The organism is Ignavibacteriales bacterium, assembly GCA_016709155.1.
GTDB lineage: Bacteria > Bacteroidota > Ignavibacteria > Ignavibacteriales > Ignavibacteriaceae > JADJEI01.
Map to the genome: position 1 here is coordinate 1,936,927 of JADJEI010000001.1, position 25,610 is coordinate 1,962,536.

The 25,610-nt window shown below is 36.1% G+C and carries 23 protein-coding genes and 1 pseudogene; all 24 read left to right on the top strand.

All coding sequences use genetic code 11. From position 1 onward, the window contains the following. Positions 1–2 precede the first annotated feature (2 nt). The 24 genes and pseudogenes from nusA to rsmB all read left to right on the top strand — a co-directional run bounded on the left by nusA (position 3) and on the right by rsmB (position 25,605). Positions 3–1,250: a transcription termination factor NusA gene (gene nusA, locus IPH11_09210; protein ID MBK6913822.1), complete on the top strand. Its 1,248-nt coding sequence runs from the start codon at positions 3–5 to the stop codon at positions 1,248–1,250. Positions 1,251–1,271: 21 nt separating this feature from the next. Then, on the top strand, positions 1,272–3,959 hold the full coding sequence (gene infB / locus IPH11_09215; GenBank protein MBK6913823.1) for a translation initiation factor IF-2: 2,688 nt from the start codon (positions 1,272–1,274) through the stop codon (positions 3,957–3,959). A 44-nt stretch (positions 3,960–4,003) separates the two neighbouring features. After that, a complete protein-coding gene (gene rbfA, locus IPH11_09220; GenBank protein ID MBK6913824.1) occupies positions 4,004–4,366 on the top strand; it encodes a 30S ribosome-binding factor RbfA in 363 nt (120 codons plus the stop codon). Further along, positions 4,344–5,069: a tRNA pseudouridine(55) synthase TruB gene (gene truB, locus IPH11_09225; GenBank protein MBK6913825.1), complete on the top strand. Its 726-nt coding sequence runs from the start codon at positions 4,344–4,346 to the stop codon at positions 5,067–5,069. The genes rbfA and truB overlap by 23 nt, the downstream gene beginning before the upstream one ends. 19 nt (positions 5,070–5,088) lie before the next feature. Continuing rightward, the gene (locus tag IPH11_09230) at positions 5,089–6,024 is read left to right on the top strand and encodes a bifunctional riboflavin kinase/FAD synthetase (GenBank protein ID MBK6913826.1); all 936 of its coding nucleotides are present in this window, start codon (positions 5,089–5,091) and stop codon (positions 6,022–6,024) included. Between the two features lie 51 nt (positions 6,025–6,075). Next, positions 6,076–6,339, top strand: coding sequence for a 30S ribosomal protein S15 (gene rpsO / locus IPH11_09235; protein MBK6913827.1), 264 nt, complete (start codon positions 6,076–6,078; stop codon positions 6,337–6,339). 14 nt (positions 6,340–6,353) lie between these two features. Further along, complete coding sequence (pnp, locus tag IPH11_09240) at positions 6,354–8,456, top strand: polyribonucleotide nucleotidyltransferase (protein ID MBK6913828.1); 2,103 nt, start codon at positions 6,354–6,356, stop codon at positions 8,454–8,456. A 290-nt stretch (positions 8,457–8,746) separates the two neighbouring features. Next, complete coding sequence (locus IPH11_09245) at positions 8,747–10,309, top strand: Rne/Rng family ribonuclease (protein MBK6913829.1); 1,563 nt, start codon at positions 8,747–8,749, stop codon at positions 10,307–10,309. A 79-nt stretch (positions 10,310–10,388) separates the two neighbouring features. Next, positions 10,389–11,471 carry a glycine cleavage system aminomethyltransferase GcvT gene (gene gcvT, locus IPH11_09250; protein MBK6913830.1) on the top strand — a complete coding sequence of 361 codons (1,083 nt, stop codon included), beginning with the start codon at positions 10,389–10,391 and terminating at the stop codon, positions 11,469–11,471. Between the two features lie 8 nt (positions 11,472–11,479). Then, the gene (locus tag IPH11_09255) at positions 11,480–12,205 is read left to right on the top strand and encodes a 2-phosphosulfolactate phosphatase (protein MBK6913831.1); all 726 of its coding nucleotides are present in this window, start codon (positions 11,480–11,482) and stop codon (positions 12,203–12,205) included. Between the two features lie 24 nt (positions 12,206–12,229). Next, a complete protein-coding gene (locus IPH11_09260) occupies positions 12,230–14,674 on the top strand; it encodes a DNA translocase FtsK 4TM domain-containing protein (protein MBK6913832.1) in 2,445 nt (814 codons plus the stop codon). A gap of 56 nt (positions 14,675–14,730) precedes the next feature. Next, positions 14,731–15,339, top strand: a complete 609-nt coding sequence (locus IPH11_09265) for an outer membrane lipoprotein carrier protein LolA (GenBank protein ID MBK6913833.1) — start codon at positions 14,731–14,733, stop codon at positions 15,337–15,339. Next, a complete protein-coding gene (locus IPH11_09270; protein MBK6913834.1) occupies positions 15,326–16,381 on the top strand; it encodes a flippase-like domain-containing protein in 1,056 nt (351 codons plus the stop codon). Before IPH11_09265 ends, IPH11_09270 begins: the two co-directional genes overlap by 14 nt. Beyond that, positions 16,378–17,019 carry a hypothetical protein gene (locus tag IPH11_09275; protein MBK6913835.1) on the top strand — a complete coding sequence of 214 codons (642 nt, stop codon included), beginning with the start codon at positions 16,378–16,380 and terminating at the stop codon, positions 17,017–17,019. Before IPH11_09270 ends, IPH11_09275 begins: the two co-directional genes overlap by 4 nt. A gap of 8 nt (positions 17,020–17,027) precedes the next feature. Beyond that, positions 17,028–17,879, top strand: a complete 852-nt coding sequence (gene uppP / locus IPH11_09280) for an undecaprenyl-diphosphatase UppP (protein ID MBK6913836.1) — start codon at positions 17,028–17,030, stop codon at positions 17,877–17,879. 149 nt (positions 17,880–18,028) lie between these two features. Beyond that, the gene (locus IPH11_09285) at positions 18,029–18,526 is read left to right on the top strand and encodes a peptidylprolyl isomerase (GenBank protein ID MBK6913837.1); all 498 of its coding nucleotides are present in this window, start codon (positions 18,029–18,031) and stop codon (positions 18,524–18,526) included. A gap of 3 nt (positions 18,527–18,529) precedes the next feature. Further along, the gene (locus tag IPH11_09290) at positions 18,530–19,993 is read left to right on the top strand and encodes a sodium-dependent transporter (GenBank protein ID MBK6913838.1); all 1,464 of its coding nucleotides are present in this window, start codon (positions 18,530–18,532) and stop codon (positions 19,991–19,993) included. A gap of 3 nt (positions 19,994–19,996) precedes the next feature. Further along, on the top strand, positions 19,997–20,119 hold the full coding sequence (locus tag IPH11_09295) for a MetS family NSS transporter small subunit (protein MBK6913839.1): 123 nt from the start codon (positions 19,997–19,999) through the stop codon (positions 20,117–20,119). Next, positions 20,106–21,125 carry a DNA polymerase III subunit delta gene (gene holA / locus IPH11_09300; protein MBK6913840.1) on the top strand — a complete coding sequence of 340 codons (1,020 nt, stop codon included), beginning with the start codon at positions 20,106–20,108 and terminating at the stop codon, positions 21,123–21,125. Before IPH11_09295 ends, holA begins: the two co-directional genes overlap by 14 nt. A gap of 124 nt (positions 21,126–21,249) precedes the next feature. After that, positions 21,250–21,837: a sigma-70 family RNA polymerase sigma factor gene (locus tag IPH11_09305; GenBank protein ID MBK6913841.1), complete on the top strand. Its 588-nt coding sequence runs from the start codon at positions 21,250–21,252 to the stop codon at positions 21,835–21,837. A 2-nt stretch (positions 21,838–21,839) separates the two neighbouring features. Further along, positions 21,840–22,508 carry a hypothetical protein gene (locus IPH11_09310; protein MBK6913842.1) on the top strand — a complete coding sequence of 223 codons (669 nt, stop codon included), beginning with the start codon at positions 21,840–21,842 and terminating at the stop codon, positions 22,506–22,508. Positions 22,509–22,582: 74 nt separating this feature from the next. Then, on the top strand, positions 22,583–22,834 hold the full coding sequence (locus tag IPH11_09315; GenBank protein ID MBK6913843.1) for a type B 50S ribosomal protein L31: 252 nt from the start codon (positions 22,583–22,585) through the stop codon (positions 22,832–22,834). A gap of 145 nt (positions 22,835–22,979) precedes the next feature. Continuing rightward, positions 22,980–24,242, top strand: a complete 1,263-nt coding sequence (locus IPH11_09320) for a transferase (protein MBK6913844.1) — start codon at positions 22,980–22,982, stop codon at positions 24,240–24,242. Between the two features lie 2 nt (positions 24,243–24,244). Continuing rightward, a pseudogene (gene rsmB / locus IPH11_09325) lies at positions 24,245–25,605 on the top strand (16S rRNA (cytosine(967)-C(5))-methyltransferase RsmB). The last annotated feature ends 5 nt before the right edge of the window (positions 25,606–25,610 follow it).

Here is a 25,610-nt window from a genome sequence, read left to right on the forward strand (position 1 = left end):
AAATGAATTACGATATTGTCGAATCCTTTTCTCAGATGGTTCGAGAAAAAGGTATTGATAAAGACGTATTAGGCGGAATTCTGGAAGAGATCTTCGGATTGCTTGTAAGAAAAAAATACGGTGAAGAAGCACGCTACGATGTAGTAGTTAATATGGATAAAGGCGACATAGAAATATTTCTCGAACGTGAAATAGTCGAATCTGTCACCGATCCTAACACGCAAATAAGCATAGGTGAAATAAATCAGCGTGGAAATGATGATGGTCTTGAACCCGGCGAAGACTTTGTAGAGAAAATCGAGCTGTCAACTTTAGGCAGAAGATTAATTGTACTTGCAAAGCAATCGCTCAATCAAAAAATACGCGACCTTGAAAAAGAAATTATATACAATGAATATAACGAACTGCTTAATGAAATAGTCGTCGGTGATATTTATCAAATAAGAAGAAACGATGTACTTGTTAATCACAATAAAAATGAGTTACTTCTTCCAAGAAGCGAACAAATACCTTTTGAAAGATATAAAAAAGGTGAAACCATCCGTGCAGTTGTTAAGGAAGTTCGAAAAGGACCCAATGGACCTCAAATAATAATCTCGCGTACTGATAATTTATTTTTAAGAAGATTATTCGAAATTGAAGTGCCTGAAATTTATGACGGAATTATTGAGATAAAATCAATTGCCCGCGAGCCGGGTGAAAGAGCAAAAGTTGCAGTAGAATCACGCGACGCACGAATAGATGCCGTCGGTGCTTGTGTTGGTATGAAGGGGGTAAGGATCCACGCAATAGTAAGAGAACTTAACAATGAAAATATTGATGTTGTAAACTATGCAGAAGATCCTGCTGTTTATATTCAACGCGCCCTCTCTCCATCAAAAATTAAAAAAGTAGAAATTGATGAAGCAAATAAAAAAGCAATCGTATCGGCAGACAGCGATCAGGTTTCACTAATAGTTGGCAGAAATGGTGTTAATATCAGATTGGCAATAAAGTTGACAGGATATGAAATAGACATTCTTCGTGAACAAAAACCCTACGATGAATATGATGAAGATATCGAACTTATTGATCTCAAAGAAGAACTCGGCAATGATGTTTATGAATTATTAATTAATAATCGTTATGATACCGCTCTCGAAGTCTTAACTGCAGGTCCTGAAAAACTTAAAGAAATTGAAGGACTTGAAGAAGATAAGATCAAAGAAATTATCGAGATAATTAAATCACAATTTGAAGAAGAAGAATAGTACAAGACTGGCTTTCTAATTATGACCGAACCAAAAAGTAAAAAAATAAGAATCTATAAACTTGCATCTGAGTATAATCTCTCGGCAGAAGCTATTGTTGAATTTCTTCAAAAGAAAGACTATGAAGTAAAAAATCATATGTCCCTTCTTACTGAAGAAATGATTACGGAAGTAAGTAACCATTTTAAAAAAGATATTGAGAAAGCAGAAAAGCACTATCAAAAGTTAGCTGAATTCAATAAGAAACGTAAAGACAAAACTGAAGAAGAAGCTGAAAAGGAAAAAGCAAAAACATCAAAAGTTTCTTCCGAACCTGTGATTGAAAAAGTTGAAAAGGAAACAGCATCAACAATAACCGCTCCGTCTCCTGAAATCAAGACCGAAGTCGAAATAAAAATTCCCGTTGTCGAGCAGCTTATTGAAGAAGTTTTAACTGATGAAATAGAAATCAAAAAACCAGAAGTTGAGACACCTATTCAATCGGAGGTTGAAGAAACTGTTTCAATCCCCAAAGAAGCGGGACCTAAAAAGAAAGCGTTTGTTTCCCCAAAAGATATAGAAGGTTTAAAAAGAAAAGGATTGAAAGTAGTTGGCAAGATGGACCTCAAATCCGGGAAATTAAAGAAGCCGGAAGTTGATGAAGTTGCACCTGAGCCTAAAATTGTAAAAGAGGAAATAAAATTAGACGAACAGGAAACTTTAAAGAAAAAGAAAAAGCCAAGAACGAAGAAAAAAGCAGACGAAGTTCCGAAAGTTGAGGAAACTCCCGCTACAAAGAAAAAGAAAAGAATTAAGCGATTTGAAGTAGATCAAAAAGAAGTTACAGATGCAATCCGAAAAACTCTTATCAGTATGGATGAAACAGGTTTGTCGCAAAGAGCATTATCAAGAAAACGAAAAAGAAAAGAAAGAGAAGAACAGGAAGATATAAAAGAAGAGAAAAGAATACACGATAAAAGCATTCTTAGAGTAACTGAATATATTGCGGTTAATGAGCTTGCTAATCTAATGGAAGTAAACGTAAGTGACGTTATAGCCAAGTGCATCGAACTCGGATTAATGGTTTCTATAAATCAAAGACTGGATGTTGATACAATCACGCTTGTAGCCGATGAATTCGGTTTTCAAATTGAATTTCAGGAAGAATATACTTCAGAAGAATTGGAAGATGAAGTTGATAAACCTGAAACTCTTAAATTCCGTTCGCCGGTTGTAACTGTTATGGGGCATGTTGATCATGGAAAGACTTCACTGCTTGATTATATAAGAAGAGCTAACGTAGTTGCCGGAGAATCAGGCGGGATAACACAGCACATTGGAGCATATCGCGTTGATGTTGGCAATGGAAAATTTATCACATTTCTCGATACTCCCGGTCACGAAGCATTTACTGCTATGCGTGCAAGGGGTGCACAATTGACTGATATAGTAGTTTTAGTAATAGCTGCTGATGATGCAGTGATGCCGCAAACTATCGAAGCCATTAATCATGCGCAGGCAGCTTCCGTTCCAATTGTAATTGCTATAAATAAAATAGATAAACCCGGGGCTAACCCGGATAGGATCAGGCAGCAGCTTGCTGACAGAAATATTCTTGTTGAAGATTGGGGCGGTAAATATCAATGTATTGAATTATCTGCCAAAAGCGGATTAAAAGTTGACGTACTGCTTGAAAAAATTCTTCTTGAATCTGAACTCCTCGATTTAAAAGCAAACCCGGATAGGCACGCCCGGGGTGTAGTTGTTGAATCCGAACTTGACAAAGGCAGGGGTATAACTTCAACAATATTGATTCAGAAAGGTACTTTAAGAATTGGCGATCCGTTTGTAGCGGGGATTCATTTTGGAAAAGTACGTGCAATGTTCGATGAAAGAGGCAATAAAGTTACAGAGGCTCCTCCTTCAACTCCTGTGCAAACACTGGGCTTCGAAGGTCCTCCTCAAGCCGGTGATTCTTTCATCGTAGTTGATTCAGAAAGAACTGCGCGTGCAATCAGCAATCGCAGACAGCAGCTAAAACGTGAGATTGACCAAAAGCAGGTTCACCACATCACACTTGATGAAATCTCAGATCAAATCAGCATAGGGGGAGTTAAAGAACTCGCCCTTATTGTTAAAGGTGATGTTGATGGTTCGGTTGAAGCGTTATCTGATTCTCTGATGAAACTTTCTACCCAGGAAGTAATTGTTCGGGTTATTCATAAAGGCGTCGGCGGTATTTCCGAAAACGATGTTCTGCTTGCATCAGCTTCAAATGCTATCATTATTGGCTTCCATGTTAGACCAAACTTGAATGCCCGAAGATTAGCTGAAAATCAAAAAGTGGATATCAGACTTTACAGCGTAATCTATAATGCAATCAATGAGGTTAAATCGGCTCTCGAAGGGTTGCTATCTCCAATACTTTCTGAAGAGGTTACTTCTACAGTAGAAGTGAGAGAAACTTTCAAAGTTCCCAAAGTTGGAACTGTTGCGGGTTGTTATGTGCAGGAAGGGAAGCTTCAAAGATCAAATAAAATCAGACTGCTGCGCGAAGGTATCGTTATCTTTGAAGGTGAAATAGATAACCTGAAAAGATTTAAAGATGATGTGCGTGAAGTAGAAGCTGGTTATGAATGCGGCTTAAATATCAGAAATTATAATGATCTGAAAATTGGTGACATAATTGAATCATTCAAGATTATTGAGACAAAGAAAAAGCTAAGCTGAGCAGGAATAATAGCAGTAACTTTAAACGAATTATATTTTTTAAAATGGGCACTTCGCATAGAATTGATAGAGTTGAAAGTTTAATTAAAGAAGAATTAAGTACTATCTTTTTTCAAAAACTTGCACTTGAAAATCTTGGATTTCTTACTATCACAAAAGTCAAAGTCAGTCCCGATTTGAAAATTGCAAAAGTTTACATTTCAATTTTTGAGAAAGAAAAAAGAGAACAGTCACTAAAAAAAATAATAGCTAAATCCGGATTCATTCGTTTTGAATTAGCTTCACAAATAAAAATAAAATTTATTCCCGAACTGAAATTTTTCCTTGATGATTCGTTGGATTACGTTGAAAAGATAGATGGAATATTCAAACAGATACACGAAAATGATAACAAAGGCAACGACTGATTATTCAGCACTTGATTTTAACTCCGGCGAGATTCTTCTGATTGATAAACCTTTCGGCTGGTCATCTTTCAAAGTTATTTATAAGATCAGAAAATCAATTCCCGAAAAAAAGGTTGGACATGCTGGAACATTAGACCCGGCTGCGACCGGTTTATTAATTATTTGTACTGGGAAAAAAACCAAAGCAATCAGCTCGTTTCAAGAATTAAAGAAGACTTACACCGGCACAATCAGGCTTGGGGTTTCTTCTGCTTCAATGGATTTGGAAACTGAACAAATTATGATAGATGACTTGAAAAATATTACTGAAGAAAGGATTTTATCTGCTGTAAAAAACTTTTTAGGAAATATTATTCAAATGCCGCCAATGTTTTCGGCAGTAAAGGTGGGTGGAAAATCGCTCTATCACTTGGCTCGTAAAGGAAAAACTATTGAACGGGCTTCCCGTGAAGTTACTGTTTATGATTTTACTATCACCAAAATAGAACTTCCCGAAGTTCATTTTGAAATTACCTGTTCAAAAGGAACTTATATCAGAGCCATTGCCGATGATTTGGGAAAGATGCTCGGCTGCGGTGGAATTATTTCTTCACTTCGACGAACAAAAATTGGAGATTATTCGGTTGATGATGCGTTGTCTGTGGACGAATTTGTCGCTAATTCTAAAAATTCAATTCCCATTTTTGCTGATAGTCTAAGCTGAGATTGATATTTCGAGTACAATGAAAATATTTTCAGATTTATCGCAGATTACTAAAGATAAAAATACTTTTGTAACTATCGGAACCTTTGATGGGGTACATTTAGGACATCAAAAAATTATTGAGAGAATAGAAGCTTCAGCTAATCAAAAAAATTGCAGAAGTTTTTTAATAACATTTGAACCTCATCCGCGTAAGATTGTTTCGAAAGATTCTGTTATAAAACTTCTTACAACAACGGACGAAAAACTTTTAATTCTTAAGAAACTTAAAGTTCAGAACGTCTTTCTTGTTAATTTTACAATGGAATTTTCTCAACTCTCTGCTGATGAGTTTGTTAAAAAATATATAATTGATGGAATGGGTGTAAAAGAAATTATTATTGGTTATGACCATCATTTCGGCAAAGACAGAAGCGGTGATCTGAAAAAATTAACACAACTTGGTAAAGAATTTGATTTTAGTTTAAGCATGGTTGAAGAAGTAAAAATTAACGAGCAGGTTGTCAGCAGTACAAAAATCAGGAACGCACTAGCTGAAGGAAACCTTCTTATTGCAAATTCTTTCCTTGGAAGATATTATTCTTTCAGCGGCAAAGTTATTCACGGTGACAAGCGCGGAAGAACACTTGGTTATCCGACTGCCAATCTTCAAATTGATGAAGATAAACTTCTGCCGGCTTTAGGAATTTACCTTTGTGAAGTGATAGTAAAAAATGAAAAATATCACGGACTTTTGAGCATCGGAAGAAGACCAACTTTTTATTCTGAAGGAGAAATAATTCCTGAAGTTTTTATCTTAAATTTCGATGAAGATATTTATGATGCAAATATCACTTTGAACTTAATTGAAAGAATACGAAGCGAAAAAAAATTCGATTCGGTTGAGGCTCTTATTAAACAAATGGGCGAAGATAGAAAGTTAGCACTAAAAATTTTAGAAAAAATAAATAATTAATCCCGGTTTATTCTGGGCTTACATTAAATCATAAATCAAAGGATCAATAAAATGACAAAAGAAGAAAAACTTGAGCTAATCAAGAAATACGGTACTAACGAAAAAGACTCCGGCAAATCTGAAGTACAGATCGCATTGTTAACTAAAAGAATTAATGATCTGACCGGGCATTTCGGCGTACACAAAAAAGATCATCACTCTCGCCGCGGCTTACTGATGATGGTTGGAAAACGCAGAAGACTTTTGGATTATCTCATGAAAAAAGACATCGAGAGATACAGAGCAATAATTAAAGAATTGAATATTAGAAAGTAAAAAAGGTTTATTAAATGATAGTTAAAAAAGAAATTGAAATTGGCGGAAAAGTATTTTCGATCGAAACCGGGCGCTTTGCAAAACAAGCAAACGGTGCGGTTATGGTCAGATATAACGATACGATGGTGCTTGTTACTGCCGTTGCCTCTCCCGAAGCAAAAGAAGATATGGATTATTTTCCTCTTCAGGTTGAATACCGTGAGAAAACTTCGGCAGCCGGTAAATTCCCCGGTGGATATATTAAACGGGAAGGTCGCCCGAGTGAAAAAGAAATCCTCAGTGCAAGGTTGGTGGATAGACCAATTAGACCGCTGTTTCCTGAAAATTTTACAAATGAAACGCAGATAGTTGCTACAGTTTTTTCTTTCGACGGTGAAAATGACCCGGATGTTTTGGCAGCCGTTGGTGCTTCGGCGGCTCTTTGCATTTCGGAAATACCATTCGACGGACCGATTGCAGAGATACGTATTGGAAGACTTGATGGTAATTTCATTGTTAATCCGACACATGCCCAAACTGAAAAAAGTGATATTGAACTTGTGGTTGCAGGAACAGCCGATTCAATAATGATGGTTGAAGGTGAATCTAAAGAGATTAGTGAAAATGATTTACTTGATGCCTTAAAATTTGCCCAGGGCGAGATTAAAAAAATTGTCCAGCTTCAAAATGAATTAGTTGCAGAAGTTGGAAAAGCAAAATGGGCAGTCGCAGAAAAAGTGATTGATCCGGCTTTGAAAGCAGAAGTTTATTCATTGGCACAGGATAAACTTAAAGAGATAGTTTATTCCGTCCTTTCAAAAGACGAAAGATCTAATAAGAATAAAGAGCTTGCCGAAATTGTTAAAACAACTCTTGCCGAAAAATTTCCCGAGCAGGAAAAAGTGATAAAGTTAATTCTTCATGATATGGAAAAAGAATTAATGCGAAACAGAATTCTTGAAGATGGAATTCGTTTGGATGGAAGAAATACTACTCAGGTTCGTCCGATTAGTATTGAATTGGGAATACTTCCACGCGCTCATGGTTCCGCATTATTTACACGCGGCGAAACGCAAAGTTTGACCACAGTAACGCTCGGAACAAAAAATGACGAGCAAACAATTGATGGTTTGAGAGAAGAGTACACTAAAAAGTTTATGCTGCATTACAATTTCCCCCCTTATTCTGTTGGTGAAGTTGGCAGAATGACAGGTGTTGGCAGAAGAGAAATCGGACATGGAAATCTTGCCGAACGTTCGCTTAAAGGAATGCTTCCGGCAGAAGATAAATTTCCTTATACGGTTCGTGTTATTTCGGATATCCTTGAATCCAATGGATCTTCTTCAATGGCTACTGTTTGTGCCGGTTCACTTTCACTTATGGATGCAGGTGTACCTTTTCGTAAAGCTGTTTCCGGAATCGCAATGGGGCTTGTAAAGGAAGGGGATAAATATGCAATCCTTACAGATATTCTTGGTAATGAAGATCATCTTGGCGATATGGATTTTAAAGTTGCCGGAACTACAGAAGGCATTACAGGTTTCCAGATGGATATTAAAATTCAGGGTATCTCTTTTGAAATTATGGAGAAAGCTGTTAACCAAGCCCGTGAAGGACGCATGCATATTCTTGGAATTATGAATGAAGCTCTTTCACAAGCAAGAGATTATCTATCACCATTTGCTCCAAGATTACTAACTATGAAAGTTGAAACAGATCAGATTGGTTTGATAATTGGACCAGGTGGTAAGACTATTCAAGGCATGCAGAGGCTCTTTGGCGTTGATATTAATATAGATGATGATGGAACAATTAATATTGCTTCACCTAATAAAGAGAACGCTGCAAGATGTAAAGATCACATCAAGAAAATGACAGCTACTCCTGAAGTTGGTGAAATTTATGACGGCGTTGTTACAAAGATCATGGACTTTGGTGCATTTGTCGAAATTCTTCCGGGGAAAGAAGGTTTACTTCATATTTCCCAGATAGATAGTAAGCGAGTTGAAAAGGTTAGTGATTATCTCAAACAAGGTGACAAAGTAACCGTTAAAGTGATTAAGATTGAAAACGGAAAGTATTCTCTGAGCAGAAAAGAACTGCTTAAAGAGCAATCTGCATCTTCAACTAATCAATAAACAAAATGACTTTCCAATTCTTTTCGGATCCTTGTTGATCCGAAAGGAATTTGAGTTTAAAGTCTGGATATTTTTTAATAATCTATTGCAAAGCGATAGAAAAAATTTTTCAATTAAATAATTTTAATTTCGGATTATGCAATCAATATTAAACCAGTTTCAATTTGATTCTTACTTGCTTGTTGCTTCGACATGCTGCTTTTATTTAATCGCAGTCTGCAGCTTCTCCGAAATATTCTTTAATAAGTTTTCTATGAAATTAAATATTTCATTAAAAGAGTTTTTCCTTTATGACAAAAGAAATAATAATCAATTCCTCCACCAGCCAGACACGTGTGGCGATTACGGAGGATGGAAATTTAGCCGACTTTTTTGTTGACTATCCTGAAAACAGGCGCATGGTGGGGGATATTTACCTTGGCAAAATAGCCAGGGTATTGCCGGGTATTCGTGCAGCCTTTGTTGATATTGGTATGCAGCACGATGCTTTCCTTCACTTTTCGGACATTGGGGACAGAACAAAGCAATTTCAGGAAATGCTTGGCGACGATGCTGATGTTGATGAAGAGGAGGATGAGTCAAGCGCTCCAGCAAACAATTCCCCGCAAAAACAATTTAATAGACAACCCTCTCAGGTTGTTCCCCACCTTGCAAAGGGACAGGATATAATCGTTCAGATAACTAAAGAACCTGTCAATAATAAGGGTGTGCGTGTTACTTCTTCAGTTTCCCTTCCGGGAAGGTTTTGTGTTCTCCTTCCTTTTGATAACAAAGTAGGAATCTCAAAAAGGATTTCAGACTACCGTGAAAGGCGAAGACTTCGATCGCTTGCAAGAAGTTTTCTTCCGGAAAATTATGGACTTATAATCAGAACTGTAGCAAAAAATCAATCTGAAGAAGCCCTTCATGATGATTTAAATACTCTGATGAAAACATGGAACGAAATTGAATCTACAGTGAAAACTGAAAAACCACCCGCCTTGATTTATCAAGATGTTACTACCACTTCCAGCGTTATTCGTGATTTGTTGACCGCAGATGTCAGCAAAGTATTTATTGATTCTAAGAAACTTTATAAACAAATTAAAAATTATGTCGAGATCGTTCAACCTGGAATAGCAGACAAAATTGAACTCTTTCGATCAAGTGGCGCTATCTTCGATTCATTTAGGATTGAAGAACAAGTAAAAACACTAATGGGTAGAAAAGTTTCTTTGCCAAGCGGAGGGTATTTAATCATCGAACAAACTGAAGCAATGTTTGTTGTTGATGTGAACAGCGGCAGGTACGCAAAAAATAAAGAGCAGGAATTGAACTCTCTTAAAACTGATCTTGAAGCTGCAAGAGAAATTGCAAGACAGCTTCGGCTTCGCGATATTGGCGGAATTATTGTTATTGATTTTATTGATCTTGAAGATGATAAGAATCGTAAAAAAGTTTATGATGAAATAAAAAAAGAAATGCGAAGAGACAGAGCCAAATCCTCTGTTCTTCCAATGTCAGATTTTGGTTTAATGCAAATTACCAGGCAAAGAGTTCGTCAAAATATAAATCAAGCAATGTTCGAAGTTTGTCCCTATTGCCTCGGGAGCGGAAGGTTGACGAAATACTCCCACCTTGTTTATGATATTGAAGAGTGGGTGCGCAAGTTTATTAAAGAGTCGAAGGAGAGATCCATTATATTAAAATGTCATCCTGTACTTGCATCTAAATTCCGGGAGAATAAATATAAAACTCTGTGGAAACTTCGTCTTAAATATTTTGTACGGCTTAAAATTCAGGAAGATGAAACAATGCCCTTAGGTCGAGTAAAATTAGTGGGCAAAAATAATCAACAGGAATTTAGCGAGTAAAGATCATTCAATATTAGATAAAAATATTTTGTTCAAATAAATTCACAATTATCAAAAAAATTTTCTGGAAAAGATTATAATGAAAAAAACAAAATTGTATAATATTCATCAAAAACTTGGGGCAAAAATAGTTGAGTTTGCCGGATATCAAATGCCGGTTCAGTACACTTCAATTATATCAGAACATCAAACGGTAAGAAATTCCGTTGGTGTGTTCGATGTTTCTCACATGGGTGAATTCTTTGTTAAAGGGGAAAATGCCTTGGAGTTTGTAAATTATGTTACTATAAACGACGCTTCCAAATTATTTTCAGGGCGCGTGCAGTATTCAGCACTGTGTTACGAAGATGGCGGTATTGTTGATGATCTGCTTGTCTATAAATTATCTGATAAAGAATTTATGCTTGTGGTTAATGCTTCAAACATCGAAAAAGATTTTGACTGGCTAAGCCAGAACAATAAGTTTAATGTTGAACTAACTAATAAAAGTGATGATTATTCTTTACTTGCAGTTCAAGGACCGAAATCAAAAGATGTAATTCAGAAAGTGTGTGATAAAAATCTTAATCTTGAATATTATCATTTCTTTAATGCAAAAATTGCCGGAGTGGATGCAATTGTTTCGCGTACCGGCTACACAGGTGAATTAGGTTATGAAATTTATTTTCAAGGTGATACAGCAACTGCCGAATTTATTTGGGATAGAATTTTTGATGCCGGAAAAGAATTCAACATTCAGCCAATAGGACTTGGTGCAAGAGATAGTTTGCGATTGGAAATGGGCTACTGCTTGTATGGAAATGATATTGATAAAACGACCAACCCCCTTGAAGCTGGTTTAGCCTGGATTACTAAATTAAACAAAGAAAGTTTTCTTGGTAAACAAGCATTGGTAAAATCTAAATCCGACGGGTTAAAAAGAAAATTGGTTGCAATGACTTCTGAAGAAAAAGTTTTCCCCCGCCATGGCTATGATTTAACATTTGATGGAAAAAAGATCGGAACAATTACCAGCGGTACTGTAAGCCCCGTACTTGAAAAACCAATTGCTCTCGGGTATGTAAATTCAGAATATTCAGTTATCGGATCAACGGTTAATTTTTTAATTCGCGGGAAAGAGTATTCTGCAAAAGTGGTAAAACTTCCGTTCGTAAATAAGTAATTTTGAATATGAAAATTGATGTCATTTTTTGTCCTGTTACTGTTGACGAATTATATTTTACAAATAGAACCACTGTTGTTATTGATGTTCTGCGTGCTTCATCGGTAATAACAACAGCACTTCAAAATGGTGCAAAAGAAATTATCCCTGTTGCAAATGTTGAGTTTGCTGTAAAACTTTCAGGTGGAATGTTTGGCGGACAAACATTACTTGGCGGTGAGAGAAACACAAAAAAAATAGAAGGTTTTGCTCTGGGCAATTCGCCCTTAGAATACACACCTGAAATTGTAAGCGGTAAATCAATTGTTCTTTATACTACGAACGGGACCAAGGCAATCGCAAAAGCAAAATTTTCCGAAAATCTTTTTATTTGCTCGTTCTTAAATTTATCTGCAGTAGCAAAATATCTTGTTGAACTAAGAAAAGATTTTGTGATAATTTGTTCGGGCAGAGCAAATCATTTTTCGCTTGAAGATACAATCTGTGCAGGTAAATTAATTTCGGAAATAAATGAAGCCTTCGCTGATAATGAACTTTCTGATTCTGCAAAAGCAAGTTTGATTTTATGCCAATCTTTTTCAGGCGATATACTTGAGATGTTTAAAAGCACCGAACACGGAAAAATTTTAATGAATAATGGTTTTGAAGATGATCTTATTTTCTGCAGCAAAATAAATTCTTCTGATTCGCTTCCGATATTATCCGGCAGCGCTGTAAAACTTTTCAATAAATAAATCTGAACATTTTTCGGATCAAGCATGGCTAAAAAGAAAAATAAAAGCAGCGAGAATCATTCCAATGATTCATCGTCCTATTATGCCATGTCCTCTGAAAAGTTTAGAAAAATACTTGGTCTATTTGTTTTCTTTTTATCAATCTTTTTATTTCTGAGCATTATTTCATACAGCAGAAGTGACGAAGACAGCCTCACAGGATTATTCGATAATTTATTTTCTTCGGGTTCAGATAATATCTCAAATTGGATGGGCATAGTCGGAGCTTACTTCTCCGATTTTTTTGTTCATCGCATCTTCGGTTATTTCTCGCTCATAATACCTATTTTACTTTTCGCCTGGGGGATTCACCTATTCAACAAATTTGATTTAAGAATCCTTCTTCACAGTACAAATTTTTCTTTGCTTGCTGTGACAATCATTACTTCGATTTTCGGACTGCTTGCAAATAATTTGGATATTTTATCCGAAACACATGAACTCTCCGGCAAGTTAGGAGCAGTAATCGGAAGCTACCTCGGTAATCAGCTTGGAAGCATCGGAGGTCTTATTTTATTGCTTGCACTTGCTGCAACGCTTTTAATAATTGCATTTGATATTAACATCGAAAAACTTTTGCTAAGTATTGTTTCAATATTTAGAATGAAAGATGATGCTGAAATTGATGAGGGAACTCAACCCGATAAAGAAGGAAAGTCTGCCGGTAATATCGAAAAAATTAAAAAACTTGCAGACGAAAAGCCAAAAAAGGGAAAATTATCTAAAGCTGAACTAACTGCCGAACAATTAATGGAAGCAGAAGCAGAAGAGCAAACTCGAATAAGAATTATTCGCAAAGACGATCAGCTAACTTCTCAAGAGACAAATGAAGTTCTGAGGGATGAGGTAAAAAAAGTTAACCTTGAAAAGGTTGGGGAACTGCCAGACAAAAAAACTCTTGATGAAAATATTGATGAAAAACTTCCCGATCCGTGGGAAGAAATACCGGAATACAAAAATCCTTCGCTTGATTTGCTTGAACCGGTTCCTGAAGAAGATTTTAAAGTTGCAGAAGAGGAATTAAAAAAGAATGCTGAACTATTAAAAGAAAAACTAAAACTATTTGATATCGAGATAAAAGATATCTCCGTAACGCCTGGTCCCGTTGTAACACTTTACGAAATAGTTCCATCACCAGGAGTCAAGATCAGCAAGATAGTTGGGTTGGAAAATGACATAGCATTAGCTTTGGCAGCAAGGGGAATTAGAATTATCGCCCCCATCCCCGGTAAAGGAGCCATCGGAGTTGAAATTCCTAACGCAGAATCAGCAATTGTAAAAGCACGTTCTGTTCTTGCGAAGATAAACGAATCAACAATGGAACTTCCGATGTCACTTGGCAAAACAATCAGCGGCGATGTTTACTTAACAGATTTGTCTAAAATGCCCCATCTGCTGATTGCCGGCTCTACAGGATCAGGGAAAAGCGTTGGAATAAATATGATTATTACAAGTTTGCTTTTTGCTAAGAAGCCAAGCGAAGTAAAACTGATAATGATTGATCCGAAAAAAATTGAACTTTCTTTATATAATAAATTAAGAAAACACTATCTCGCAGTCTCGCCTGATCTTGATGAAGAAATAATTACGGTGCCGCAAAATGCTGTAATTCTTTTAAAATCAGTTGAAATGGAAATGGAGCAGCGATATGACAAACTTGCAAAACTTGGTGTAAGAAATATCGTGGATTACAATAAAAAGGTTGCTTCACTTCCTAAGAAACCCGCTGACAGTACAGGGATGAAACATCATCACCTCCCCTACCTTGTAGTTATAGTTGATGAGCTTGCAGATTTGATGATCACCGCCGGCAAGGAAGTTGAAGAACCAATTACCAGGCTTGCGCAATTAGCCCGTGCAGTTGGTGTACAGCTTGTGCTTGCTACACAGCGTCCTTCGGTAAATGTAATTACTGGCGTTATCAAGGCTAATTTTAGTGCTCGTATTGCTTATCAAGTTGCGACCAAAATTGATTCACGAACAATTCTCGATATGAATGGTGCAGAGCAGTTACTTGGAAAAGGCGATATGTTGTTCCTGCCGACAGGATCGCCAAAGCCGAACAGAATTCAAAATGCATTTATTTCCACCGAGGAGGTGGAAAAGATAACAAACTTTATTAATCAGCAGTCGGGATATTCACGCCCATATTTTCTGCCAAGTATTTATGAAAAGAAAAGAGGTTCAGGAAGGGGGTTCCTTGCTGATCTTGATCCAATGTTTGAAGATGCCGCACGTGTTATCGTTCGTTATCAGCAAGGCTCTGTTTCACTTCTTCAAAGAAAATTAAAACTTGGTTACTCACGTGCTGCAAGAATTGTTGATCAGCTTGAAGAAGCCGGCGTTGTTGGTCCAAACGATGGCAGTAAAGCAAGAACCGTGCTCATCGAAAACGATGAACAACTCGAAACAGTGCTCAGGTCGCTGTAATTATTTTATCCTTTTTAATTTCGACACAATAGTTTTAGATTGGAAGAAGAAAATTTATGACAAGAAAATTATTATTAATATTTATTTTATTACTCAGTAATTGCTCGATGCTTTTATCGCAGGATGATGCTAACCATAAATTGAAGGTATTGCAGGAAAAATTTAATTCACTCAAGGATTTCAGTGTTGACTTTTCACGCACATCGAATTCGAAGAAAGATCTATCCGGCAAAATGTTTTATAAATCTAAAAATAAAATAAGATTAGAAATGCAAAACACAATTGTAGTCTCGGATTCCAAAAGCATCTGGAACTTCAATAAAAAGGATAAAAAAGTCTTCATCACAAATGCAGACGACGACAGCCAGTCATTTTTATCTTTAGATAAACTGGTAAACCAATATCCATCTGAATGTAAAATAAATATAATAAAGGTAGATGCACGCGAAGTAATTGAATTAACACCCGGCAACTCAAATTTACAATTCATAAAAATATTAATGTGGACAAACAGCGATAATCTTTTATCAAAAGTTATCATAGAAGATCAGGCAATTGGGAAAATGGAACTTAATTTTGCCGGGTACAAACTAAACTCGAATATCGCTGATTCTAAATTTTCATTCACCCCCCCGGAAGGAAGTACAGTTATTGACCTCAGATAGTCAGCTACGTCGTTCACCGATTAGAAAGTATATTAATTATGTTTTAACATTATTACTAACAGTAGTATTTGTTTTAATCGCTTTCAGAGATGTTGATTTCGGGGAAGTACTCGAAATAACTTCTCACGCATCAATCTTATGGGTCATTATTTTAATTCTTTCACTTTATTTATCACATTTCTTGCGTGCTGTAAGATGGAAGGTGATTATCCGGTCAGTGAAGCCTGAAGCGAAATTAAAATATCTTTTCGGTGCACTGATGGTTGGCTACGGAGTCAATTGCGTGGTTCCGCGTCTCGGTGAAGTGTCACGCTCGGTACTGCTTGGCAAGTGGGAGGGGTTATCCCGTTCGTCTATGTTTGGAACGGTTATCCTTGAAAGAATGATAGATATTTTTTTCTTCGGATTATCTTTGATTATTGCAGGGCTGCTTTATAACGGAAATGTTTATGTCGAATTTCCCTGGTTGAAAACGACTCTCTTCGTTTTACTTTTAACAGTTACATCAGGTGCAATCCTGTTGGTTGTTTCAGTTAAATTTAAAGCGACTTTTTACAAACTTATAAAATTTATTCTGCAAAAATTTTCTGTAAAAGCATCAGAAAAATTAATCCATATTTTTGATATGCTGGTTGAGGGATTTTCAAGTTTAAAAGGAAGCAATAATTATTTTATTTCGATTTTACTAAGCGTAGCAATTATGCTTCTCTACGGATTTAACTCTTACGTTGGATTCTTTGCTTTAGGAATGGAGGGGCTCCAACCTATAAATTTTGGAATGGCGTGGATCGTCATGAGTATTAGCTCGATCGGGGTAATGATTCCAACTCCTGGCGGAACAGGATCATATCACACAATCGCTAAATCAGTTCTCGTATTGTTATTTGGATTTGCCGATACTATTAGTCTTGCTTACGCTTTTCTGATGCACATAGTTTCTTATCTTTTATTTATTTTCACCGCACTAATTGTATTTTTCTTACTCAACAAACAACACGATAATCTTATTAAAGTCGTAGAAACAGAACTGGGCGATTTATGAAAAAATATTTTTTACTTACCACAATTATCCTTGCATCATTTCCGATGTATGCTCAATATCAAGCAAGAGCAAGTATGGGGATTGATTTTGTAAGCACCCCATCCTTGACAGATTATATAAATATTTACATCCAGCCAGCTACCGAATTAGGCAGCTTTAACTCGGCGGTTGTATTTTCAGGTGAACTGGGATACAATGTTGAGAGCAACTTTCAGTTAGGAATTGAATTGGCATACTCCTTAAATTCCTACACATCAAGTTTGCTTAATGGACAGTATGATCTTTCTTATGGAATAATTATGCCCTCGCTGACTGCATATTATTTAATCTCCGGCGAAGGATATAATTTTAAGTTTGGCGCAGGTGGGGGGATAAGATTAGTTAGCGCCGATGAATCTCTTCCCGGTTTAGGTGCGGCAATTAATTATTCATCAACAGGAGTTGGATTTATTTTGAGAGCCGAAGGCAATACTTTGCTCGGCGGAAATTTTTATGCTAGCATCGGCGGTGATCTAAGATATGATATAAATGGTAAGCCTTCGAACGGTGATAATTTTCTTGGCGGAAGATCCGACATTTCTACAAACTTTAATTCATTCTCGGCTGGTATAAAGCTGGGAATATCATATTTATTTTAGGAGTTAATTTGAATTTATTTGAAGCAATAATTCTTGGTATTATTCAAGGTGTAACCGAATTTTTACCGATTAGCAGCACGGGTCATCTTACACTTGCCGGGCAATTTATGAATCTTATTTCAGTTGATCACCCTGAAAGATGGACGTCATTCATTGCAGTAATTCAACTTGGAACTTTGATTTCAATATTAATTTATTTTAGAACTGAGATCATACAAATAACCGCAAGTTTTCTGAAAGAAAATATTTTTCATCGGATTAAATACCAAAATCAATCTTCAAATTCAAAACTTGGATGGCTTATATTTTTAGGAACTCTCCCTATCGTAATCATAGGATTACTATTCAAAGATGAAATTGAAGGAGCGCTGACAAAAAACCTATACGTTATAGCCTTTAGTCTTATCGGGCTTGCAATCATTCTTGCCATTGCTGAAAAAATATCTAAGCAAAATAAAAATATTGAAAACGCCGGGGTAATGGAAGCAATCATAATCGGACTTGCTCAAGCAATGGCACTTATTCCGGGTTCATCTCGTTCGGGCACAACAATAACAGGAGGTCTTTTTGTGGGACTGGATAGAGAAAGCGCAGCACGATTTTCATTTCTACTAAGCATACCCGCAGTATTCGCGAGCGGTATGCTGCAGTTTATCGAATCGCTTGAATATCTTGATGCATCCGCCTTTCTGAATTTGACTGCTGCAACTTTAGCATCTGCTATAAGCGGTTACATTGCAATAGATTTTTTATTAAAATATTTAAAGAAGCATAGCACATTCATTTTTATTTACTATAGAATTATTATCGGTGTACTGATTCTAATTCTATTATCTATGAATATCATTCAACCACAATAGGAGATACAATGTTAAGATTTTTTATTCTGAATTTATTATTTCTGTTACTCGTCAGTTGCAACAATAAAGTTGAAACTGAAGAGAAAGAAAATTCTGAACCAACTTCAGACCTTAATCAATCAATTATCCAAACAAAAGAAAGTGATTCAATGACCGTTGCAATAATAAAAACAAATATGGGCACTATCGAACTTGAACTATTTGCTGACCTTGTACCTAAAACCGTAGAAAATTTCGTTGGGCTTGCAAATAAAGGCTATTACAACGGAGTAATATTTCATCGAGTAATTGATAAATTTATGATTCAAGGCGGTGATCCGACCGGCACAGGACGGGGCGGAGAAAGCTTTTTTGGCGGAAAATTTAATGATGAATTTGTAACCACTCTTCGTCATGATTCAGCCGGCATTTTGTCAATGGCAAACGCAGGACCAAATACAAATGGCAGCCAGTTTTTTATTACTCTTGCACCTACCCCCTGGCTTAATGGCAAACATACTATTTTTGGTAAAGTGATTAATGGAATGGATGTGGTTTCAGCAATTGGCAAAGTTGCTAAAGGTCCGAACGATCGCCCGTTAAAGGATGTGGTAATAGAAAAAGTCGAAATTGAAAAAAGAGAAAACACGGAAGTTAATTCCAAATAATTAATGAAGCAGGAAGAATATTTCTCGTCAAGATGGACTCTAATAATTTCTACTATCGGCATTGCTGTTGGGACAGGAAACATTTGGAGGTTTTCTAGAATTGTTGCACAAAATGGCGGCGGTTCTTTTTTAATACCCTGGGTGATATTTCTTCTTATCTGGTCTGTTCCATTAATCATTGCAGAATTTGCACTTGGTAAACATACAAGGTTTGGGCCGGTTGGGGCGATAGCTAAAACTGCCGGTAAAAATTTTGGGTGGATGGGCGCTTACATCGTTCTCGTATCAACTGCAATAATGTTTTATTACTCGGTTGTTACGGGATGGTGTCTGCGATATTTTATTTCCGCAATTTCGGGAAATTTATTTGAAACTACGGACTACCTTTCTTACTGGAATAATTTTTCATCGAGCGTAGAGCCAATGATATTCCATCTCATCTCAATGCTGATAGTTGCATTTGTAGTTATTCGCGGCATCACTAATGGAATTGAGAAAGTCAGCAAAATATTAATCCCCGCTTTGCTTGGAATTCTATTAATTTTATTTGTTCGTGCCGCTTCTCTTCCGAATGCTATGGAAGGTATTAAATATTTTTTCACTCCCGATTTAAATACGATCTTTGATTACAAAGTCTGGTTGAATGCACTTACGCAAAACGCCTGGGATACTGGTGCCGGGTGGGGATTAATCCTGGCTTACGGTATTTACATGCGGAAAAAAGAAGACATAGCATTAAATGCAGCGTTAATCGGGTTTGGAAATAATTCCGTTTCGTTGCTTGCAGGGATTACAATATTCTCAACTGTTTTTGCGCTTAGCTCAGTTGATGCAATGACTCAGGTTTCTCAATCGGGGCCTGCTAATACGGGCTTAACATTTATTTACCTGCCACTGCTATTCTCCAAAATAACTTCAAGCAATTTGCTGAATATTTTTTTCGCATCAATATTTTTTCTCGCATTATTTTTTGCTGCGGTGACTTCGCTTATTTCCATGGTTGAACTTGCCACAAGAACATTGATTGATCTCGGACTTTCACGAAAGAGAGGATTAATAATTGTTGCTTCAGTTGCTGCTGTGATGGGTGTCCCTTCTGCAATGAATACGGATTTACTTATAAATCAGGATTGGGTTTGGGGTGTGGGATTAATTTTAAGCGGAGCCTTTATTTCTTTTTCAATTATTAAATATGGTGTGGATAAATTCAGAACTGAAATTATAAATGGAACAGGTTGTGATGTAAAGATTGGGAGGTGGTTCAATTTTGTTATCTCAATATTAATTCCATTTCAAGTTGTAGTTCTCATTAGCTGGTGGCTGATATCATCAACAAGTTGGGATCCGCAGTGGTACAATCCATTTCATATTGAAAATGCAGGCACTGTAATTTTCCAATGGGCTATTGTTATTTCAATTCTAATTCTATTAAACAAAAAATTAGTTAAACAAACGTTCAGGGATTAGAGAATGAGTTTAGCATCAATAATAACTTCAATTGTTGTAGTTGGAATAGTTTGGGGAGGGTTAACGTATTTCCTTTTTAAAGCGATAAAATATGAAAAGAAAAAACTAAACGATGGCGAAGAGTAAATTTACAGCACCTTCTGTGCTTGAAGCTATCCGACAAATTAAAAAGGGGACTTTGCTCCCCCTTTATTATTTCTTTGGAGTTGATGGATTTATTATCAATGAAGCATATCACTTGCTCGAAAAAAAAATATCACCTTTGATCTCCACCGAGTTTGACAAGCAAGTAATTTATGCAAACGATAATTCATTAGTCGAAATTTTAGATGCGGCTTCGGCTTTCCCTTTTGGCTCGGATAAAAAATTTATTGTTGTGAAAGAGGCTGATAAATTAAAAGATAAAAAAGGATTAGTTTTTTATTGTAAACAACCCCCTTCGTTTACAACGCTTCTTTTTTTGCACAGCGGTGAAATTCCAAACCTGGATAGCGAACCATTCCCTTCTTTATATAGTTTTGGTTATTTATTTGAAGGAAAAGAATTAAAAAGAACTAATCTCATCGATTGGTTACTTGACTTTGCGGAATCCAAAAACCTCAAACTGTCTAAAGAGAATGCTCAAATGCTCGTAGATATTGTCGGCGAAAACAGGTCAATGCTCGAACATCAATTTGAAAAATTCACTACTTTTCTCGGAGATAAAAAAGAAATATCTATTGAAACAATTACTGCGCTTTCAACCGAACTTAAAGAATTCAATATCTTTGATTTATTAAATGCAATCGGCAAACGAGAGAAAGCAAAAGCCTTAAAAATTGTAATGAACCTGTATGAAAAAGAAAATGAACTTATCTCAATCGTAGCGATGTTGAATAAATATTTTACCGGTTTGTTAAGATTAAATGAAATGAATGAAAAAAAAATAGACCCGGTTATTCAAGCCAGAATCATAGGTACAAATAAATATTACCTTAAAGATTATGAAAATGCCAGAAAAAATTTTTCTGATTTTCAATTGTATAATGCAATAGAAGCAATTTTAAAGGCTGATATTCAAAAGAAATCTTCTTTTACTGACGATAGAACTTTGCTGACTGCCCTGATTTCGGAAATTTTAGCTGAGAAGTGATAATATCCAACTTTAGTAGTATCGCTTCATAAATAATTTACAACGGCATTTCTATAATGAATTTGATTTTAATAAGTTCTGCTTGTAAATGAAACAAATAGTAGAATGGAAAGTATAAACTCAGTTGATTGAAAAACCGTTAAATGAAAAAACTGACGAAGAATTGATTCTGGAATTTCAGTCCGACAATAATATTAAGGCATTTGAAATTCTTGTAGCGAGATATAAAAATCCATTAATGAATTATGTGTTCAGATTTCTTGGAAATTATGAATCTTGTGCTGATGTAGTTCAGGAAACAATGATTAAAGTTTACAGATATAAAGATTCATACAGCGCCGTAGCAAAGTTCTCAACCTGGATTTACACCATAGCCGGTAACCTTGCGAGAACTGAATACCAGCGGCAGCGAAGAAGGAATCTTTTTTCTATTAGCGATTATGGCGAAGAGCATGAAAATTTTGATATCCCTGATAATAGCTATAGACCGGATGTTGCAACAGATTCCGGAATTAAAAACAAAATTATTCAAGATGCTCTCTTAAAAGTTTCCGCTGCATATCGTGAAGTTGTTATTCTCAGAGATATTCAAGAATTATCATATGAAGAAATTGCCGAGATTAAAAAAATCTCTGTTGGAACGGTCAAATCAAAAATTAATCGTGGCAGGGCGCAGCTTCAAAAGCTGTTAAAGGGTATTTATAAGGAATGATGATGGAAAATGATGACCTAAAATATAAAGGAGTTATAAATTTGCTTAGGAATTTAAGAAAGATGCAAGCTACAAATAATTTCGAAGCTGATCTGATGAGAAAAATTAACGGCCCTCAAGCAGAGAAGCAAAAATCATTATTTGATTTAATCTTTTCACCAGTGAAACTCATTCCGTCAGCAGCTTTAATAGCAACTGCTGTAATATTAATCTTTGTCGTAAATAATCATTCAACTGAAATAGAAGACCCCTTTTCGATTGAACCAAGGATGAGGGAGGATTTACTAATAAGCAAAGTGCCTATAACTCTTTCTTCTGAATCAATTGACGATTTGAAAAAAGAGATAGAAGATATATCTGTAACAGATAAAAAGTCTTTGCCAGAGTCCAAACCGTTTGAAAAAACAAATACTCCCTCAACATCAATTAAAACAGAGGACTCACGGGTTCTGATTGAAAAAAATGAGGAAGAATATTCTCAGGATAAAGATAAGTTAGTCACTTCAACCATTCCAAGTGATGATATTAAAAGTTCCTCAATTCCAAAATCCAATTTAAATTTCAAACAAATTAAATTAACAGACTCAAGCCGGATGGAAGTTGCAAAATTGAAGGAAAACGTAGATAAATATCTTAAAATTGAAAAAAAAGTTGAACGAAAAACTGATTGATTAGATTGGAATTAAATGCGGAGTTTCATATATTTTGCTTCAATTTTTAAGTAAACTTAATAGGTATAGCAAAGATGAAAAAAGGGATTCACCCCGATTATAAACCGGTTGTATTTCAAGATGTATCTTGCGATTTTTCAATTTTAACACGCTCAACTATTAAAACATCAGACACAATAGTTTGGAAAGACGGCAAAACTTATCCATTAGTGAAGCTTGAAATTTCGAGCGGCTCTCATCCATTTTTTACCGGTAAACAAAAACTACTGGATTCTGCTGGAAGAGTTGAAAAGTTCAAAAGGAAATATTCCAAAAAAGAAGCTTAAGTTTTTAACATCTTGGATTTAAGAAGCCAGTTTATTCTGGCTTTTTTATTTTGTGACCAATAATTTTTTCGCCATTTCATTAAGAGGAAAATTTTATTAAAATGTCGTAAATTATTCATACTAATTATTGATTAAATAAAAGCCCATGCAGATCTGCCTTTTTGAAGACATAAACGTTTATAAACTGAACCCTCTTGTTTATGCAAGACCGGTTTATGACCTCTTTGCCGGGACATCCTTACTAAAAGAGAAAATCTTATCAGCATACCCCAGCTCTAGTTTCACTCTTCATTGCAGACCATATTTAGAGGGTGTGGTAAAACAAAATAATCCTAACGCATCGGTCAATTCTATCGAATCAGATGAATGCTTATTCATAAACGGGAGGATAATCGCTCCTCCAAATCTTAATGAAATAATTCCCCTCATTTCCGGCGTAGATAAGGTTTATGTAAATGGCGAGACAGTGATCGCAGCACGGGTAAGTGGAAAAAAATTATCCTACCTCAAGAATTTCAAAAGAGATTTATTTGAACTTTCGCATTTTGAAGGTTTACCAATTGAGCTTGTAAACATAAAGACTGTTCAATACCCATGGGAACTAATAACTACAAATGGGAAATTAATTAATGAGGAATTTGAAAAAATAAAATTTTCCCGAAAAGAAAATTATTCTGCATACAAACTTTACGATGGTGCCCATCTAATTGAAAATGAAAATATTGTTATTGGTGCAGGCAGCACTATAAAACCCGGCGCAGTGCTTGATGCTTCCAACGGATCTATCATTATTCAAGAGGAAGTTGAAATTTCTCCGAACGCTGTTATTGAGGGACCGGTTTTTATTGGAAAAAAATCCAAAGTGAAATGCGGCGCATATATTTATGAAAATGTATCTATCGGTCACACTTGTAAAGTCGGCGGTGAAATTGAAGAATCCATTTTCATGCCATATTCAAATAAACAACATGCAGGATTTATCGGACACTCCTACCTTGGAAGCTGGGTCAACTTAGGTGCAGATACTAACTGCAGTGATCTCAAAAACAATTACAGTAAAATTACTGTGAAAATAAATAATGAACCTGTTGATACAGGATTGCAGTTCGTCGGACTAATTATGGGTGACCACTCCAAAACGGGCATTAACACAATGCTGAATACCGGAACAATAACTGGATTCTGCAGCAACATTTTCGGCGCCGGATTCCCCGCAAAATTTATCCCGTCGTTTTCTTGGGGCGGGGGTGATTCTTTTGTTGAATATGAAATCAGTAAAGCAATTGAAACTTTCAAAATTGTTTGCAAGCGTAGAAACGTGACTTTAACAAATACCGATGAAATTATGACTAGAAAAATATTCGAACTAACTGCTCAAGAAAGAATTAATTTGAAAGTGAAGGTTTAAAAGTGCTGCTTGAAGAACATAAAGTTGAACATCTCTACGAAGGTGTACGTGGGTTGGCAGTAAAAATTCTTAATAAGGTCGAAAGAACTGATTCCTACCTTGAGCGATTACTTGACAATGAAATGCGCAATTCCGAATTAGGCGGGGCAGATAAAGCCTTGCTCTATGAAATTACTCACGGAGTAACAAGGTGGATGGGAAGGCTTGATTGGATATTAAATGGGTTTTACAAAGGACAATTCTCTAAAGCAATTCCCAATCTTAAGAATGGTTTAAGAGTTGCGCTTTATCAGATACTGTTTCTCGACAGAATCCCTGATCACGCTGCTGTGAATGAAGCAGTTGAGTTTGTTAAAAAATTGCAGGGACAAAAGCCTGCTGACTTCACCAATGCTATTTTAAGAAATATTATCCGAAGTAAAACTGCCATTAGATATCCTGACCCGGAGGAAGACCTCGTTGGGTATTTTACAGCTTACTTATCCCACCCCTCCTGGATGGTAAAAAGATATATTCAACGATTTGGTAGAGAAGATACCGAAAAACTTCTAAATGCTAATAATGAAAAACCATATCTAACTCTCAGGATTAATGCACTCAAAGCTACGCCCGAAGAATTTGCTTTACTCATGAATTCTGTTAATCTAAAATTTTCTCAGGGAAATTATCTACCTGAATTTTTTAAACTTCAGAATCTAACAAATATAACCGGTTGGGAATATTTTACTAAAGGATATTTTAATATTCAGGATGAAAGCGCGGGGCTTGCCTGCCGGCTGCTTGATGTAAGTGAAGATATGAGAGTGCTTGATCTATGTGCTGCACCCGGGGGTAAAACTGCTTATCTCGCATCCATTATGAAAGATAAAGGCGAAATTGTTGCAATAGATAAATATGAAAGCAGATTAAATTTGGTCAGAAAGAATTTGACAAGACTCGAAGTTAAATCAGTTAGAACTGTTGAAGCCGATGCACTCGAATTTGCTGATCAGCAATTTGACCGTGTCCTGGCAGATGTCCCTTGCTCTGGAACCGGGACACTCTCTAAAAAACCGGATATTAAATGGAAAAAAAATATTTTTGATATAAGAGCCAATACAGAGCTACAATACAATATTCTCCTGAAAGCTGCTTCGCTGGTTAAGGTGGGTGGTGTTGTTGTTTACAGCACCTGTTCTATTGAACCGGAAGAGAACTTTGATTTGGTAAAGCGGTTCTTAGAAAATAATCCTGATTTCGAATTTGAATCTGCAAAAGATAGATTTCCCCGGAACTCGTTGATGCGAATGGCTGCATACAAACTCTACCCCATATTCATCAACTAGATGGGGCTTTTGCAGCAAAATTAATTAGAAGAAATTAAAAATT

Excerpts from the sequence above, each read along its gene's own strand:
- IPH11_09315 (MBK6913843.1), top strand. The coding sequence starts at position 22,583 with ATGAAAAAAGGGATTCACCCCGATTATAAACCGGTTGTATTTCAAGAT.
- truB (MBK6913825.1), top strand. The coding sequence starts at position 4,344 with ATGATAACAAAGGCAACGACTGATTATTCAGCACTTGATTTTAACTCC.
- pnp (MBK6913828.1), top strand. The coding sequence starts at position 6,354 with ATGATAGTTAAAAAAGAAATTGAAATTGGCGGAAAAGTATTTTCGATC.
- IPH11_09295 (MBK6913839.1), top strand. The coding sequence starts at position 19,997 with ATGAGTTTAGCATCAATAATAACTTCAATTGTTGTAGTTGGAATAGTT.
- IPH11_09230 (MBK6913826.1), top strand. The coding sequence starts at position 5,089 with ATGAAAATATTTTCAGATTTATCGCAGATTACTAAAGATAAAAATACT.
- IPH11_09260 (MBK6913832.1), top strand. The coding sequence starts at position 12,230 with ATGGCTAAAAAGAAAAATAAAAGCAGCGAGAATCATTCCAATGATTCA.
- infB (MBK6913823.1), top strand. The coding sequence starts at position 1,272 with ATGACCGAACCAAAAAGTAAAAAAATAAGAATCTATAAACTTGCATCT.
- IPH11_09265 (MBK6913833.1), top strand. The coding sequence starts at position 14,731 with ATGACAAGAAAATTATTATTAATATTTATTTTATTACTCAGTAATTGC.
- holA (MBK6913840.1), top strand. The coding sequence starts at position 20,106 with ATGGCGAAGAGTAAATTTACAGCACCTTCTGTGCTTGAAGCTATCCGA.
- rpsO (MBK6913827.1), top strand. The coding sequence starts at position 6,076 with ATGACAAAAGAAGAAAAACTTGAGCTAATCAAGAAATACGGTACTAAC.
- IPH11_09255 (MBK6913831.1), top strand. The coding sequence starts at position 11,480 with ATGAAAATTGATGTCATTTTTTGTCCTGTTACTGTTGACGAATTATAT.
- IPH11_09310 (MBK6913842.1), top strand. The coding sequence starts at position 21,840 with ATGGAAAATGATGACCTAAAATATAAAGGAGTTATAAATTTGCTTAGG.
- IPH11_09290 (MBK6913838.1), top strand. The coding sequence starts at position 18,530 with ATGAAGCAGGAAGAATATTTCTCGTCAAGATGGACTCTAATAATTTCT.
- gcvT (MBK6913830.1), top strand. The coding sequence starts at position 10,389 with ATGAAAAAAACAAAATTGTATAATATTCATCAAAAACTTGGGGCAAAA.
- IPH11_09245 (MBK6913829.1), top strand. The coding sequence starts at position 8,747 with ATGACAAAAGAAATAATAATCAATTCCTCCACCAGCCAGACACGTGTG.
- IPH11_09320 (MBK6913844.1), top strand. The coding sequence starts at position 22,980 with ATGCAGATCTGCCTTTTTGAAGACATAAACGTTTATAAACTGAACCCT.
- IPH11_09285 (MBK6913837.1), top strand. The coding sequence starts at position 18,029 with ATGACCGTTGCAATAATAAAAACAAATATGGGCACTATCGAACTTGAA.
- nusA (MBK6913822.1), top strand. The coding sequence starts at position 3 with ATGAATTACGATATTGTCGAATCCTTTTCTCAGATGGTTCGAGAAAAA.
- rbfA (MBK6913824.1), top strand. The coding sequence starts at position 4,004 with ATGGGCACTTCGCATAGAATTGATAGAGTTGAAAGTTTAATTAAAGAA.
- IPH11_09275 (MBK6913835.1), top strand. The coding sequence starts at position 16,378 with ATGAAAAAATATTTTTTACTTACCACAATTATCCTTGCATCATTTCCG.